Annotated in this window: 11 protein-coding genes; 4 read left to right on the forward strand and 7 right to left on the reverse strand. The window is 71.3% G+C overall.

Annotated features, from left to right (window positions below):
- Positions 1 to 49: 49 nt before the first annotated feature.
- Complete coding sequence (locus OG349_RS16880; protein WP_327235390.1) at positions 50 to 805, reverse strand: phosphotransferase family protein; 756 nt, start codon at positions 803 to 805, stop codon at positions 50 to 52.
- A 328-nt stretch (positions 806 to 1,133) separates the two neighbouring features.
- Here OG349_RS16880 and OG349_RS16885 point away from each other — a divergent pair, with 328 nt between their 5' ends.
- A complete protein-coding gene (locus OG349_RS16885) occupies positions 1,134 to 1,877 on the forward strand; it encodes a DUF6461 domain-containing protein (RefSeq protein ID WP_327235391.1) in 744 nt (247 codons plus the stop codon).
- 817 nt (positions 1,878 to 2,694) lie between these two features.
- Here the strand turns inward: OG349_RS16885 and OG349_RS16890 are convergent.
- From OG349_RS16890 to OG349_RS16900, 3 genes are all read right to left on the reverse strand, one after another.
- Entirely contained in the window at positions 2,695 to 3,246 is a 552-nt protein-coding gene (locus OG349_RS16890; RefSeq protein ID WP_327235392.1) for a hypothetical protein, read from the reverse strand.
- Positions 3,227 to 3,475 carry a hypothetical protein gene (locus OG349_RS16895; protein WP_327235393.1) on the reverse strand — a complete coding sequence of 83 codons (249 nt, stop codon included), beginning with the start codon at positions 3,473 to 3,475 and terminating at the stop codon, positions 3,227 to 3,229. Before OG349_RS16895 ends, OG349_RS16890 begins: the two co-directional genes overlap by 20 nt.
- 591 nt (positions 3,476 to 4,066) lie before the next feature.
- Positions 4,067 to 5,002 (reverse strand): aldo/keto reductase, encoded by a 936-nt coding sequence (locus OG349_RS16900; RefSeq protein ID WP_327235394.1) that lies wholly within the window; start codon positions 5,000 to 5,002, stop codon positions 4,067 to 4,069.
- Between the two features lie 160 nt (positions 5,003 to 5,162).
- Here OG349_RS16900 and OG349_RS16905 point away from each other — a divergent pair, with 160 nt between their 5' ends.
- Entirely contained in the window at positions 5,163 to 5,441 is a 279-nt protein-coding gene (locus tag OG349_RS16905; protein ID WP_442806264.1) for a hypothetical protein, read from the forward strand.
- 706 nt (positions 5,442 to 6,147) lie between these two features.
- Positions 6,148 to 6,906, forward strand: a complete 759-nt coding sequence (locus OG349_RS16910) for an AfsR/SARP family transcriptional regulator (RefSeq protein WP_327235395.1) — start codon at positions 6,148 to 6,150, stop codon at positions 6,904 to 6,906.
- 156 nt (positions 6,907 to 7,062) lie between these two features.
- Here the strand turns inward: OG349_RS16910 and OG349_RS16915 are convergent, their stop codons facing one another.
- The 3 genes from OG349_RS16915 to OG349_RS16925 all read right to left on the reverse strand — a co-directional run bounded on the left by OG349_RS16915 (position 7,063) and on the right by OG349_RS16925 (position 11,872).
- Positions 7,063 to 9,195: a tetratricopeptide repeat protein gene (locus tag OG349_RS16915; protein WP_327235396.1), complete on the reverse strand. Its 2,133-nt coding sequence runs from the start codon at positions 9,193 to 9,195 to the stop codon at positions 7,063 to 7,065.
- 86 nt (positions 9,196 to 9,281) lie between these two features.
- Positions 9,282 to 10,502, reverse strand: coding sequence for a hypothetical protein (locus tag OG349_RS16920; RefSeq protein ID WP_327235397.1), 1,221 nt, complete (start codon positions 10,500 to 10,502; stop codon positions 9,282 to 9,284).
- Positions 10,503 to 10,822: 320 nt separating this feature from the next.
- Positions 10,823 to 11,872 carry an alcohol dehydrogenase catalytic domain-containing protein gene (locus tag OG349_RS16925; RefSeq protein WP_327235398.1) on the reverse strand — a complete coding sequence of 350 codons (1,050 nt, stop codon included), beginning with the start codon at positions 11,870 to 11,872 and terminating at the stop codon, positions 10,823 to 10,825.
- Positions 11,873 to 12,251: 379 nt separating this feature from the next.
- Between OG349_RS16925 and OG349_RS16930 the strand changes: the two genes are divergently transcribed.
- On the forward strand, positions 12,252 to 13,259 hold the full coding sequence (locus tag OG349_RS16930) for a thymidylate synthase (protein ID WP_327235399.1): 1,008 nt from the start codon (positions 12,252 to 12,254) through the stop codon (positions 13,257 to 13,259).
- Positions 13,260 to 13,276: the final 17 nt, after the last annotated feature.

The following is a 13,276-nucleotide window of genomic DNA, read 5'->3' on the forward strand; positions in this document are numbered from 1 at the left end:
CGATCTCCACCTCTTCGAGGAGGGACGGGTCGCGGTCGGCCCGCGCTTCTCAGGTCCGGGGCATCCGGGATCTCAGCACGTCGACCTCGCAGCCCGGCGCGAACGGGTCGAAGCCGTGCCCGGCCAGCCAGCGGACCACCAGCAGGCTGCGGACCGACCACCACGCGCGGATCACGTCGAGGTCGACGTCGGTGCCGTAGCCCGCGAGGACGTCGCCGAGGCGCTCCTCGTGTCCGAGCGTGAGGGTGGCGAGGTCGTAGAGGGGATCGCCCCGGCCCGCCTCGGACCAGTCGATGATGCCGGTGACCTCGTCGTCCTCGGTGAAGACGTGGGTGATCTGGAGGTCGCCGTGCGTGAAGGCCGGAGTCCACGGCCGGAACGCGGCCTCGGCGACCTCGCGGTTGCGGGTGACCAGGTCGGCGGGCAGGACGCCGTTCGTCACGAGCCGTTCGCACTCGGCGTCGAGGTCCGCCGCCAGCTCGACCGGGTCCCGGCCGGCCCCGCCGGCCCGGGACGGCAACGGCGCGTCGTGCAGCCGCCGGACGGCGGCGCCCGCCGCGGCCCATGCCGCCGATGACGCGGCCGACGGCTCGCCGAGGAGGCCGAGCGCCGTCCCCCGCACCGCGGCGATCGCCAGCACGGGCGGTTCGCGCCACAGGACCTTTGGGGTCGGGACCGGCACGAGGCCCATCGCCTCTACCTCGACGTCGATACGCGCCTGATCGGCGTCGACCTTCAGGAACACGTCGCCGACGCGCAGGGTCGCGCGCTCGGAGTGGGCGACGATGACTTTGACCTCATCCATGGGCGAGCAGTATCCCGGGGGTGATCGCCTGTGTCGCGGGATTTATCGCGTGCGGTCGTACGGCCGATCCCCCTTCCCGCCCTTCGGCGGTGCCGGGCTTTGTCCCTCGGCTCCTCGGCCCCTCGGCTCCCCGGCTGCGGGGCCGACGCGGGCGGCGGCGCGGAAGTGTTCGTTGTACAGCCGCAATTCCGCCTCGTAGTCGAACAGTTGGGGGGTACCTCTGCTCCGGTCGGGCGTCACGGTCATCAGCTCCTCTCGGTACCGAGGGCAACATCCTCCTCAGGTCATGATGGACGGGCGGGGATCTGTTCGCTTCAAAGGGGGGCGCGTGAGCGACGGTATTCAGTGGATGGCCGGCACGACGACAAGTTCCGGGTGGATGCTGGATGTGCACTTCGCACGCGGCATCGACGCGGAGGAGCTGGCGGTGCGTATGGGGGCGTCGCGCGGGGCGGCGGCGGGACCGATGACCGACGCCGAGATGGCCGACCTCGACGTCGACGGCTTCCCCGACCGTGGGCCGGGCGGCGCCGTGGTCCGCGTCGGCGAACACGCGGGCTGGGCGTTCGCCCTCCTGTACGGCGCCTACCTCAACCGGCTGGAGGAGGTCTCGCGCGACGGCGTGGAAGCGGTCCGCCACCACCACAACTCGGAGCATCCGCCCACCACCGTCCTGTACGCGCGCGACGGCCGTACCGTCTGCGGATTCGGGCTGTGCGAGGAGCGCCACCGCTATGGCCAGGAGCCTGATCTGCTCCTGCCCGACCTCGTGGCCGCCGGGACCCTGAACCCGGATGGAGAGACCTACCGCGTCGTCGGCGTCGACGACTACGACGATCGCAGGCGCCGCGGCTTGGCCGTCTTCGAGGAGCGCTTCGGGCTCTCGCTGCCGCGTACCGTACTCACCGAAGACGCTCTTCCCGTGTACGCGGTCACGGGCTCACCGGCGCCCGACTTCGCGGAGGTCTCCGCGTGGGCTGCGGCTGACGGCAGGCCTCTTCCCGACGGGCGCCTGGGCCTGATTCCGGCCGGGCTGCGCAGGGACTACGAGCGGGCCGCCGAGGTTTGGTAGCGTGCGCCGCCGCTCGGGGTCTTCTGGACGTTGCGGTCGGTGACCGGTTGCGCTTACTGATGTCCTCAATCGCCGGACGGGCTTGGGTTTGTCGTGGTGACGGGGGGCGGGGCCTGCGGAGGTACGTATGTCCGGACTGCATGTTTTACGGCGCCTCAGGGACTCGTCCAGTTCACCGGTAGTCATGCGCCACAAAACACGCTTTACGTCCGGACACACGCACCTCCTCCGACCCCACCCCCCTCACGCCGACGGGAGACGCAACGACCCCGCCCGCCCGGGACGCCTGGCCTCTGCCCGGTGGACGGTGCCGCTTACCAACGTCCTCAATCGCCGGACGGGCTGGAGTGTGCCCCTGCGCGGTGCGCAGGTGACGGTTACTGCGTCCTCAATCGCCGGACGGGCTGGAGTGTGCCCCTGCGCGGTGCGCAGGTGCGGGTTACCGATGTCCTCAAACGCCGGACGGGCTGGATGGTGCCCCCGGTGTCCTCCAACGCCGGGGCGGGCCGGGGTTTGTTTTGGCGCGGGCCTGGGAGGGGGACGGGCAGGGGTCGTGTCCGGAACGTAGAGCGTGTTTTGTGTCGCATGGCCCCGGTGAACCAAACGACCCGCCGAACGCGACGTAAAACATGCAGTGCAGGACACGACCCCTGCCCGGCCCCCGGCAACAACCCGCACCCAAACCACCGGGCCGCAGCGGGCACAACCAAGCCCGTCCGGCGATTGAGGACAATCAGGAACCCGCGCGGACACCGGGCACGCGGGCACCATCAAGCCCGTCCGGCGACTGAGGACAAAAGCACGGCCGCCAGGCCCGTCACACCCGGTCCTGGAAAACGCAGTTCCATACGTGCGTGCCCGCCACACCGCCATCGCCCCGCACAGCCACCGCGTCCGTGTACGCACGCGTCTCCGCCGCCAACAGCCCCGCATGCAGCGGCTCGTACGCCTTCGTCGCCGCGTTCCACCGGCTGATCCGGTACCCCGCGACGGTGTCGCAGTCGGGCGCCTTGTTGCACCGCCAGTTGATGGAGGGGCCGTCCTGGCCGGGACCGATGACGGTCCCGTACCCCATGTCGCCCAGGTCCCAGTCCCGCGTGACCGTCACCGACGGCCGGACGTCCAGTTCGGTGGCCTCGACGACCGGCACCCTCGGGTCGCCCACCGGCAGCGCGTTGCTCCAGCGGTCCTTCGCGACGACCGCGTACACGTACGTCTCGCCGTCCGGCACATCGCCGCAGAGGACCGCGAGCGGGTCGCTCGTGCCCTCCCCGCAGGAGGCGGAGCCGAGCCTCTGACCGTGCCGTCCGGCTGCCGGATGCCGGTCCGGGCCACGTAGCCGGCGCCGCTCAGGAGACGTACGCGTCACCGGCCGGGGACTGTCGGCTGCCGACGGCCTTCGGGCTGCTGGCCCTGCCCTTCGGACTCGGCGTGCTCGTGTGCTGCCTGCGGCTCCGGTACGCCTCCGTCACGCCACCTGCCCACTCGTGGGCCGTCATGGGAGTGGTGGGCGGCGGCAGTCTGGCACCGGTCGGCTTCACCGCTGCCATGCTGAGCCCCGGCCTGCCGGAGGCGCTGCTCATCACGGCGGCCGGCATTCCGCCGGTCGCGCTCCTGGTCGCGTTCCACGCCCGGAGCGTGCGCCGCGAGCCAGGCCCCGCTTCGCGGACACGCCCTGGGGCCCGGCCCGGCCCGCCGCGCGCGCCGGTGTCCCGGCGGGTGTGAAGATCCGGTCCAGGTGGTGGCGCAGGACCGCGAGGTGCGGCCTTCCTCGTCGGTGGGCACGCCGGCCTCGGCGGCCACCTCCCGCAGCGCAGGCCGACGGCGTGCGGTCCGCGCCGTCCCGCGACCCGGATGAGCGCCTCGGAACCTCCAGGAGGTGCCACCGTGCCCACCGTGCCCGACCACACCACCCGTGTACGCCGCGGCCCCGGCCCGTGGTACTGATCCACGGTCCGGGCGGCTGCTCGGCCCAGTGGTACCCCCACATCCCCGGTGACCCCGGCCGCGGCGTCCAGCGTGGATCTTCGCCGGCCCGTTCGCGACCTTCGCCCCAAGGCGCCGTGCCCGCGCCCGCGCCCGCGCCGAAATCGTCGCGGTTTCCGGCGACGTCGACTCCGGCGGCCGGTGGCGCCGGTAGCGCCGGTAGCGCCGGTACGGTACGGGGCGCTCCTGCCACGCGTACGGAATCAGGGAACGAGGTGGCCCGCGGCGCGGAACAGTTCGTACCACTCCGCCCGGGTGAGCGGAAGGTCGGAGCCCTGGGCGGCGCCCGCGACGCGCTCCGGGCTGGTGGTGCCCAGCACGACCTGCATCTGGGCGGGGTGGCGGGTGATCCAGGCGGTCGCGATCGCGATGGCGGGGACGTCGTACTGACGGGCGAGACGGTCGATGACGGCGTTCAGCTCGGGGTAGTCCGGCGAGCCGAGGAAGACACCCGTGAAGAAGCCCGCCTGGAAGGGGGACCACGCCTGGATGGTGATGTCGTGCAGACGGCAGTAGTCGACGATCCCCCCGCCGTCGAGGGTGACCGCCTGCTGCTCGGCGAGCATGTTCGTGGCGACGCCCTGGGCGATGATCGGCTCGTGGGTGATCGAGAGCTGGAGCTGGTTGGCCACGATGGGCTGGCGTACGTACTTGCGCAGCAGGTCGATCTGACGCGGGGTCTGGTTCGAGACACCGAAGGCGCGCACCTTGCCGGCGGACGCGAGCTCGTCGAAGGCGCGGGCGACCTCTTCGGGCTCGACCAGCGCGTCGGGGCGGTGCAGGAGCAGGATGTCGATGCGGTCGGTCCGCAGGGCCGCGAGTGAGCCCTCGACCGATTTGACGATGTGCTCGTACGAGAAGTCGTAGTACGGCCCGTCCGTGACGATTCCCGCCTTGGTCTGGATCGTGATCTCGTCGCGCTGCGACGGGGTCAGCGCCAGCGCCTCGGCGAAGCGGCGTTCACAGTGGTGCAGTTCGCCGCCGTAGACGTCTGCGTGGTCGACGAAGTCGATGCCCGCGTCGCGCGCGGTGCGGACGAGTTCGCGGATCTCGTCGTCGGTCTTGTCGGTGATACGCATCAAGCCGAGCACGACGTTCGGGGCGAGGATGTCGGTGCCGGGCAGGGTGAAGGTCTTCACGACGGTGTGCCTTTCGGGTGTTCAGATCCGCACAGTGCAAACGGGGCCAGTCTGCACTTTAGGGGGCGGGGGGTCCATCGGCGGTGCGCAGCGAGGCCCGGGGCGCGCGGATGGCTGAGCCGCCGGGCTGTGCCGGGGGCCCTGGGGCTCGGGACGGATCGTGAAGGCCTTCGGAACCGCCGGGTGCGGGAGGTGTGTGGTGTTCTACGGGGCACTGGAGCTGGACGAGATCGTCCCGGCGATGGGTGAGCCGGCCGGGGTGGCGATCAACATCGTTGACGCGGACGGGGCGATGCTGTTCCCGCCGGTGGTGGGGATCGCGGCGGACGAGGCCGCGCAGACGTGGAAGGACACCGACCGGGCGGTGGACAACACGTTCGGCCCCTCCCCCGAGGAACGGGCCGCCCAGCCACGGCAACAGCCCCCGGGTGACGGGTGACACGTGTCGGGAAGGCCGGGAGGTCGCCGTCGGCAGACTGGTCCACCACGCCGCCCACGGCACTTTCGACATGCTTCTGTCAAGTTGACAACACGCCTGTTCCGAGAGGGTATCCAGGCGTCGGTGGGCTGGGCCGGAAAGGCTCCACGCCGATGGGCGGCGACCGAACGGCGACCCCGGAACCGCGTCGACCCGCCCTGACCAGCCAGTCGGCCGCCCCTGCGCAGAAGAGGTACCTCAACCTTCTTTTGTCCTGAATCCAGCTGTGCCGCGTGGCCGGTTCCTGGAAGGGTTTGCTCCCGTCGAAAGGTCGTAAGAAAAGCACCCATTCTGGGGAAGCTTTACCCCGTACAAAGTACGTCGGCCCGCCTTTCGGCCGCCGGATGAACGCCGCTGGTCATGGCGCCGCAATGACGCCGCAACAGATCCACCCATGGCCCTTGCCCGACCCGGAATCCGTCTTGTGCACGATGCGCCCCACTCCTGCGGCAAACATGCGATCCGACAATTTTTCTACGCGCGTCACGCGCACGAAACAAGGACGATATCAGCCCTGCCGGAACGATCGGTCCGACGCCACAGAATTCGGAGACCTGCCGTGGTCAGTCAGCTCACCTCAGCGTCACCAGGAATCGTCGCCTCAAACGACACACAAGGCCCGCGCTATTTCGTGCTGGGGCCGGTGGCGATGTATCAGGACGGCCGGTTGTGCACACCCAGCGCCCTCAAGCAGCGGGCCCTGCTGGTCCTGTTACTGCTGTCCGCCAACACTCCCGTACCGACCGACCGGCTGATCGAGGGGCTGTGGGGGGAACGCCCGCCGCAGGCCGCAGGTGCGACGCTCCAGATGTACGTTTCCGGCCTGCGCCGCGCCCTGGACCCCGCGCACGGCGCGGCCTCCCGTGACCCGCGGCACCACCCGCTGCTGAGCACCGAGACGGGCGGCTACCAGATGCGGCTGGCGCCCGGCGAACTGGACCTGGACCGCTTCCGCTCCCTCACCTCCGCCGGCCGCCGCCACCTCGCCGCCGGACGATGTCAGGAGGCGGGGACGGCACTCAGACAGGCCCTGGCGCTCTGGCGCGGGCGTCCGTTCTCCGGCATGGAACACTCCGGCCGGCTCGGCTCGTACCGAGTGCGCCTGGAGGAGGAACACCTCTCGGCACTCGGCGACTACATCGACGTCGTCCTGTGCCGGGGCGAGAGCCACGAAGTCGTGGATGTCATCAGTGAACTCCACGAGTTGTGCGCCTCCCACCCCCTGCGGGAGTCGTTCCACGAGCAGTTGATCCGCGCCCTGTGCCGCGTCGGCCGCCGCGCCGACGCGCTCATGGTCTACGCCCGGGTACGCGGCATGATGACCGCCGAGCTGGGCATAGAGCCGGGCCCCGGCCTCAAGGCGGCCCAACTCGCCGCCCTGGAAGGCCGCGAGCCCTACGGGACCGGGCATCCGCGCTGCCGATGACAGAGCCGGACGGACGCGGCGCGATCGGGCTGGGTCCGGGCCCCGATCGCGCCGCGTCCGTCCGGCGGCATGTCCTGAAGCGTGTCCTGGAGCGTGTCCTGGAGCGTGTCCTGGAGCGTCTCGCGAAGTGTGTCCCGGAGCATGTCCCGGAGCGTGCTACACTCCGGCCCGCTCGCCCCGGAGGCACGAGGCGCGGTGGGCGCGGGCGTCCTCGTCGTCGGTCTCCGCCAGCACCGCCTCGAAGTCGCTCGCGGCCTCGGCGAAGCGGCCCGCCGCCTCGTACACCAGACCCCGGTTGTAGCGGATCTCGATCCCGCCGCCGAGCCCGATGGCCCGGTCGAAGTCGGCCGCGGCCGTGTCCAGGTCGCCCGCTCCGAAGGCGATCTCCGCCTTGACCGCCCACGCCTCCGACAGATCCGGGTCGCTCTCCAGGGCCGCGGCGAGCGCGTCGAGCGCGGATTCCGCCTCGCCCCGCTCGGCCAGCAGACGGCCCTTGAGGGAGAGCAACTGGGCGTTGCCGGGGTCCAGTTCGAGGCCCGTCGCCACGTCGCGCAGTGCGGACTCCTCGTCGCCCAGTTCGGCGTGCACCCCCGCCCGGTTCAGCAACGCGTCCGTGTTGCGCGGGTCGAGGACCAGCGTACGGTCGAACTCGGCGAGCGCGCCGGTGATGTCGCCCAGCTCCAACCGGGCGTCCCCGCAGTTGTAGTGGCCCTCGGGGAAGGGCGGTTCCAGGGTCAGCGCGTGCTCGTAGTCGGCCAGCGCCTCTTCGGTACGGCCCAGGCGGCGCAGGATGTTGCCGCGGTTGAAGTAGTGGTCGGAGAACGAGTCGTCGAACTTCATGACCACCGCGTAGTCCGCCAGCGCGTCCTCCAGCCGGCCGCTCATCGCGTTGGCCTGGGCACGGTTGTACCGCAGGCCCACCCGGTGCCAGCTGCGCTCGCCGAGGCCGAGTTCCTTGTCCAGCCGCTCGATCCCCTGGTCGAGCAGCCGCAGCGCCTCGTCGATGCCCCCGGTGCGGGTGGCGACGAGGGCGAGCCCGTTGCGGTTGAAAACGGAGAAGAACGTACGCTCCTGCGGGTCCTCCAGGACCGACGCGATGGCGATCGCCTGGTTGATCCAGGCCCGGGCCACGGCCGGATCCCGCTTCTCCGGGCCGAAGTGGCGGGCGTAGAGCATGCCGGTCTCGTACGCGAGTTTCATGTGGACGGACGGGTCGATGGTGATCTGCCGGGCCTCGTCCTGGAGCGCCGCGGACTCGTCCGCGCGGCCGGCCGCGGCGAGCGACACCGCGGTGTCGCGCGTGAACTCCCACCAGTAGTCCGGCTGTTGCTCCGCGTCGACCAGGAGCAGCCCGCGCCTGCCGTACTCGACGGAGGTCGCGTACAGACCGAGGTACTTGCAGCGGGTCTGCGCCCAGCGCAGCGCCTTGACGCCGTCGGTGGCGCGGGCGCTGCCGCGTTCCAGGTGGTACGGGAGGGAGCCCAGCCGCAGCGACGGTTCCGCCTCGGCGGCGGCGGCCAGTACGGCGGCGCGCGCGTCGTGCAGCGCGGTACGCCGGGCCGGGTCCAGCGCCTCGTACGCGGCGAGCACCGCCGTATCGTCGGAAACGCCGTCGGACTCGACGAAGGCCTGGGCGAGGTCGTCCGGGGCGGCGGTCCCGTCGCTGTCGGACGCCGACCCCGCGTCGGACGACACGATCCGCTCGGTGTGAGCGAGCAGCGCCTGCGGCAGGGACTCCGAGACCGGTCCCGGCTGCTCGGGCGGTGTGTCGAGTCCGGTGGCGACCACCACGGTCAGCAGCCGCGCGGGAATCCGCCGCAGCAGCACGGCCAGGAACTCCTGGTCGGTGGGGTCGGCGTGTTCGACGTCGGTCACGACCAGGGTGTACGGGGTGTCCCCCGGACCCTGTCCCCCCGCCCCGCCGAGGTGGCTCTCGATGAAGTCGACCAGACCGTGGCACACGCGCAGCGAGTGCAGGCGCGCGGGATACCGGCTGAGCGCGACGGGCCCCTTGGCGTTCGCCTCCAGGGGACGGAGGATCGCCGGCACCAGGCCCGCCAACTCGGGTGTCGTCTCCTGGAGTTCGATGCGGTGGCGCTGCGCGAGGGCGGGGTCGCGCCGCAGCGTCTCCGGAGCGATCCGCCGCAGGAGCGTACCGACCGCCGTGTACGGCCCGCGCAGGTGACGGTGTGCGCTGACCGTCGCGAGGACGGGCGGCAGCACGAGACCGGCGATCAGCCGGTCACGGTCGGCCCGCAGCGGCGCCTGTATCCAGTAGTGGCTGCTCATGAGCCTGCCTTTCGAGCGGCGGAATGGTCTGTGGACGACGAGCGGGGCCGTCAGGCGGTGGGGTGGGTGGACGGAGAGCGGGGCCGTCAGGCGGTGAGGTGGGTGGACGACGAGCGGCGGCGCGCGCGGCGGTCCCTGAACGCGATCCACACCGGGAGCAGGATCTGCGCGAGCAGCAGGACAAGGAAACCCACCGCGTCGAGCAGGCGCAGACCGCTCGACTCCCCGGAGCCGAAGCGCTCCACCGAGCCCAGGAACATGTGGACGAAGACCGGCAGCAGGGCGAACAGCGTGGTGCTGAGGCTGATCGTGTAGCCGACCAGCACCAGCCACGCGTACCAGCGGGCCGCCTTGAGGTCCACGGGATACGCCGTGCTGAGGTCCGTGACCCGGTCGCGCCGGCCGACGAGGCGGAAGAAGCGGTTGCGCAACGTCTTCAGCGCGACGGTGTGCAGGTCGACGTTGCCGAGCACGGTGGTGATCAGCACGTAGATGTCGGTCCGCAGATAGAAGAAGAACTGCCACAGCAGACGGGTGAAGGTGGCGAAGGCGACGCTCAGGCAGATCCGGCCGGCCAGGGACGGGTCGCCGCCCGCCCCGCCGAGGACACCGGCGAGGACCACCAGCGCGCTCAGCACCAGGACGTCGGCGAGCATGCCCGCGAGGATCGGCAGGTAGCGCTTGCGCCGGGGCACCGCCACCAGCCCGTCGAGGGCGGTCTCGACCACCAGGAAGTAGAAGCGGTACGACATCGAGACGCGCGAGCGGATGCCCAGCCGGCGTCCGGCCAGCGCGTGGAAGATCTCGTGCAGGGCGATCAGCGGGGTGACCGCGACCAGCAGGGTCAGATTGACCACGGAGTAGTAGGAGCTGAAGACCAGGTCGTACGACGTCGGCACGAGGCTCGGCGAACGCACCATCATCACCACGGCCGCCAGCACCAGCGCCGCGTAGCAGAACCAGGCGTACGGCGAGAACACCGCGCGGCTCAGGCGTACCCACCGCAGCGGAGCGGTCTCGACGGGGGCCTCGTCGGCGGTCCTGGTGAAGCCCAGCTCCTCCAGCGCCGCCAGGACGTCCTCGACGTCCGCGCTCTCACCGTAGGCGCGGCGGTAGCGGTCTGCGGCCTCTTCGGCGGTCGCGCCGGCTTCGAGCCAGCGGACGAGTTGGGCGCCGTCCGGCGGGAAGACCGCGTACGAGTCGATGTCCGCGCGGCCGATCGTCACGTCGTCGCCGTCTTCGAGATAGACCAGCGGGTGGAAGAGGACCGGCTTTCCCGTGCCCTGGCTGGTGGTCTGTTCCGGCACCGCTCACCCTCGCTTCTCCGTGACCGCCCACGGTCGCCCTGTGCCGCCGCGCGCCCTGGGGCGTGTCCGCCCCAGGGGGCGGGTGCCGCCGCCCCGCGATGGTCTGCGGGACGGCGGTGCGCCCTAGGGCGTTTCCGCCCTAAGCCTGGATCAGGCGCTCGGGTAGACGGAGCAGCCCGCGGTCGTCAGACGGACGGGACCGGCCTTGCGGATCTGGATCTTCTTCATGGGTTACCTCCTGGAGTGGCGGATCGGACGTACTCGTTCACCTTCGGGGAGCCCTCCAGAACCTCACCAAAATCCCGCCAAACAGCGTCCGGTCAGGGCGTGATGACCAGGCGTCCGGTGACGTCGCCGGCGGCGAGGCGGGCCAGCGCGGTGTTGACCTCGCCGAGGGGGTACTCCGCGTCGACGCGGCCGTGGATCAGGCCCTCGGCGGCCATCGCCATGACGGTACGGGCGTCGGCGAGGGTGGCGCCGACGGAGCCCCGGATCTCGGTCTCGCGGACGACGACGTCGAGCACGTCCAGGGTGGCCGGCCTGCCCGTGTAGCCGACCAGGACCACCCGGCCGCGCGTCCGCGCCATGCGGACGGACCGCCCCGGCGTGTGCTCGTCGCCGACCGTGTCGATCACGGCGTGGCAGCCCTCGCCCCCGGTCGCCGCGAGCACCCGCGCGACCGGATCGCCGGCCAGCGGGTCGAGAGCGTCGGCGGCGCCGAAGGCCAGGGCCTGCTTCCGGCTCGGTCCGTGGGGATCGATCGCGAGGACCCGGGCCCCGTCGGCGACCGCGACCTGGATCACGGAGAGGCCGACGCCGCCGGCCCCGACGACCACGACGGTCTCGTCCGGGGCGACGCGGGCGACCGACCGTACGACCCGTACCGCGGTGGTGCCGGAACAGCCGAGGACGGCGGCTTCCGCGAAAGGGACGGAATCGGCGATCGGCACCAGGCTGCGGGCACCGGCCAGGTAGTACTCCGCGAGGCCGCCGTCGGTGTCGAAGCCGACCTTCGCCGCCGGACGCGGGCAGAGGTTCTCGGAACCCTCCGCGCACCAGGCGCAGGCGCGGCAGCCCTCGTAGTAGTAGGCCAGGACGCGGTCGCCGGGCTCCGTACGCGAGTCCGTACCCGGGTCCGGGCCCTCGCCGACCGTCACGACCTCCCCGGCGATCTCGTGGCCGAGGACGAGAGGCAGCGGCGGGGTGACGGCCGAACCGTCGGCGAGGTGCAGGTCCGTGTGACACAGACCGGCCGCCCGTACGCGGATCAGTACCTGCCCCGGCCCGGGAACCGGGCGCGGCCTGGTCTCGATCTCCAGCGGCCCGCCCAGGGCGCGCAGCACGGCCACTCGCATCACATCACCGGTCATGAACGCCGCCTCCCAAGGCTGCCCGCCGGAAGCCGGAACAACCGGACCGGCCCCGGGCCGGATCGTCACACGGCCGCACCTCCTTCGCGGCCCACGCGGCGGCGCATTGACGTTTCTTCCGGCTCTGACCTGCACGTTCCTCCCGCCGCACCCGTTCGGATTCACCCGAAGGACGGGCGGCAACCTCCCGTACACCTCGACTCCCCAGGCCCGTGCGCCCGCCCTCACCGGCCCTCCGTACCACCCTGACCAGCATCTCTGTCGATCCGGCCACCAATCCCCGGCAAACCGGGCGCCGAACGGACCCCACAGCGGACCCCCCGCCGGACAGTACGTTCCAGAGAAAAGGATCACCGGCACCAGAAAACGGAGCGGATCCGTGGACTTTGAAACCTTCCATCAGGCGTACCCGCACCTGCTGCGGTGGCTGATCAACGAGCCCGCGTACCGCAACGCGCCCCGGGGCCACGCGAGTCGTGAACAGCTCGGCGTACGCTTCCGGCTCGCGCGCGCCGACCAGCGGGTGCCGTTCGTGCCCGCCCGGCGCGTCAACATCGTCTTCAACTTCGCCGAGTCCCTTTGGTACTTGGCCGGCCGGGACGACCTCGACTTCATCGCGTACTACGCCCCCAGCATCGGCCAGTACTCCGCCGACGGGCGCCGCCTGACCGGAACCGCCTACGGCCGCGCCCTCTTCGGCGCCGCCGAGGGCCGCCCCGACCAGTGGCCGCTCGTCGTGGAGACCCTCCGCGAGGACCCCGACTCCAAGCGGGCCGTCATCCAGATCTTCCGCGGCGAGGAACTGGCCGTACTCGCCAACCCGGACGTCTCCTGCACCCTCGGCCTCCAGTTCCTCCTGCGCGACGGCGCGCTGCACGCGGTCGGCTTCATGCGGGCCAACGACGTCTACCGGGGCATGACCAGTGACGTCTTCTCCTTCACCCTCCTCCAGGAGATGCTCGCGAGGGAACTCGGCGTCCCTGTCGGCTCGTACGTCCACCAGGTGGGCTCCCTCCACCTGTACGACCCGGATCACGACCGCGCCGTGGAGGTGCTGGCCGACCCGGCCTCCGGCGAGGCACCGCCGTGGGAGTTCCCCGCCATGCCGACGGGCGACAACTGGCCCTGGGTACGTGAAGTCCTCGTCGTGGAGGAGCAGTTGCGCCTCGGCCGCCACACGTTCGCCGACGACGGTACGGGCGTGGACGCGCTCGGGCTGCCGCCGTACTGGACGCAGGTGGTCGACCTGTTCGAGATCCACCGGCGGATCCGCGGCAAGGAACGGGTCGGTGAGGAGCAGTTGAGCCGGCTGTCCCCGATGTACCGGCGCCTGGTCGAACAGCGTTGGCCCGCAGCGGTTTCCGCCTCCACTCCCGCCGCCGTCTGAAAGCCCGAAAGGCCCCC

The organism is Streptomyces sp. NBC_01317 (assembly GCF_035961655.1).
Taxonomy (GTDB): domain Bacteria; phylum Actinomycetota; class Actinomycetes; order Streptomycetales; family Streptomycetaceae; genus Streptomyces.